At 37.0% G+C, this 1,761-nt stretch carries 3 protein-coding genes; all 3 read right to left on the bottom strand.

The window, feature by feature from the left end:
- Positions 1-141: 141 nt before the first annotated feature.
- Positions 142-567: a hypothetical protein gene (locus KEM09_RS21730; RefSeq protein WP_212232043.1), complete on the bottom strand. Its 426-nt coding sequence runs from the start codon at positions 565-567 to the stop codon at positions 142-144.
- Positions 568-750: 183 nt separating this feature from the next.
- On the bottom strand, positions 751-1,254 hold the full coding sequence (locus KEM09_RS21725) for a hypothetical protein (RefSeq protein ID WP_212232041.1): 504 nt from the start codon (positions 1,252-1,254) through the stop codon (positions 751-753).
- A gap of 276 nt (positions 1,255-1,530) precedes the next feature.
- The coding region (locus KEM09_RS21720; protein ID WP_212232039.1) for a hypothetical protein at positions 1,531-1,761 on the bottom strand (231 nt) is incomplete at its 5' end.

Here is a 1,761-nt window from a genome sequence, read left to right as displayed (position 1 = left end):
TTGGCCGCATGGCGCTGTAGCAGATTCTGCGTTGAGATTGTCCGTCCGAGAGGACGAGACTATCGAGGCGGGAATCTGCCCACCCAAAGTGAGCCAGACTGCTATGCGCTATGGCGGCGTGTTGGGGGCAGTAGTTTATTTTTAGGTAAACATGTTTCCATCAATCTCCGGTCTTTTCAATCTTGTTTTTCGATAGAAGCCAAGTTTCTTTTTTATTGTCTTTAATAATCCTTTGCTGTTTTTGTCTGGATTGAAACCACATATTCTACATCGTTCTGATTCTATTGCTACTTCATAGCTGATATAATTCGTTTGTCGCATTTCATAGTCAGTCTCGGTATAGAATTTTGCTGAACCACATTGTTCGCATTTATTCTTTATTTCGTCGTTAGTCTCAATATTTTGTTTACAAAGCCAATTAATATCAATATGGTCAAGGTTTCTTGTTTTGGCTTCTGCAATTATTGTTTCTTTTGAAGTCCCAACAAAGTCCTGAAATCTGAATACAACAAATTTGGCTAATTCGACATCATTTAAGGTCTTCAAAAAAGAATCTAGTTCGTTCATTAGCTATACTATTAGTTATCTGCGAAATGCGTCCTATTGCCCCCAACGGTTGGCCGCATGGCGCTGTAGCAGATTTGCGTTGAGATTGTCCGTCCGAGAGGACGAGACTATCGAGGCGGGAATCTGCACAACCAAAGCCCCACCGACCCCTGCTATGCGCTATAGCGGCGTGTTGGCATTTCGTTATTTATATCTGTCGTAGTTAATTTCTTCTACTTTTTTTCTAATATTCTTTTTGTAATAAAAACTAGAGTCCTGCTTATTCCTATTTTTAATCAGATATTTGAGATGTCCAATTATTCCAAAAGGTTTGTGATAATCGTTTAAATCCGTAACAATTCCTTTTTTATATAGCTTTAATTTCCTTCTATAGCGAACCAAGGTAAAAGTCATTGAGTAGACTTCGTTAATTATAACAAAGGAAATCAAACTCATCCCGATAACAAGTCCTCTTTTACCCCAATTGGAGGCAAGAAGCATTTGTATTTGTTGTGCAAAGCGTTGATTTGAACTTCCGATTAATTCTTGATTGGCAAAACGTTCATAAACCTCTTCTTCTGTCATTGGTAGTATGTCAATAGCAACAAATATGACTAGAAACAGAAAAAAAAGAATGTAAAATATACTATTACGCAAGCTTGTCGCGTCAGGGAATTTGTATTCTTTGTTGTATTTATTTTGTTTCACGTTTTTAGCTTAATCTTACTTCTCAAATGATGTATTGGTGGAATGAATGCCAACGGACGAGGCTATGAAGCGAAAGTGATTTTAACCGTACTCACTTCCGAACTTCACGAAGCCAAAACGTTGTATTTGTTTTTATCTTTTCGTTTCAAAAGCCAAATCAACGATTTGGCGCTGACCGCCGAAGCTACGAACCAACGAAAATGAGCCGAACGCCTTATGCGCTATTGCGGTTTGTTAGCGGCTGGCATTATTTTATGCTTATCAATCCTTAATGTCTTAAACAGGCGTCTCAATACTTCTATTTTTTCTTGTCATTGTAAGTCCAGTAAATAACAAGAATACTCCAAAAATCAACATTGAGATTGCTTGTAATAATTTAGAGTTTGTTGTGCCAATAAAATAAATAGCCATCAAAATTAAAACGAATGAACCTATAGATAAAATCACGGATAAAATGATGGATAAAGTTTTATTATTCCAGTAGAATTGGCCTATAAGACAAACAAA

The organism is Carboxylicivirga mesophila (assembly GCF_018271975.1).
GTDB lineage: Bacteria > Bacteroidota > Bacteroidia > Bacteroidales > Marinilabiliaceae > Carboxylicivirga > Carboxylicivirga mesophila.
This window is presented reverse-complemented; position numbering and strand designations above follow the sequence as displayed.

Coding starts and splice junctions, on each gene's coding strand:
- KEM09_RS21730 (WP_212232043.1), bottom strand. CDS start 567: ATGAACGAACTAGATTCTTTTTTGAAGACCTTAAATGATGTCGAATTA.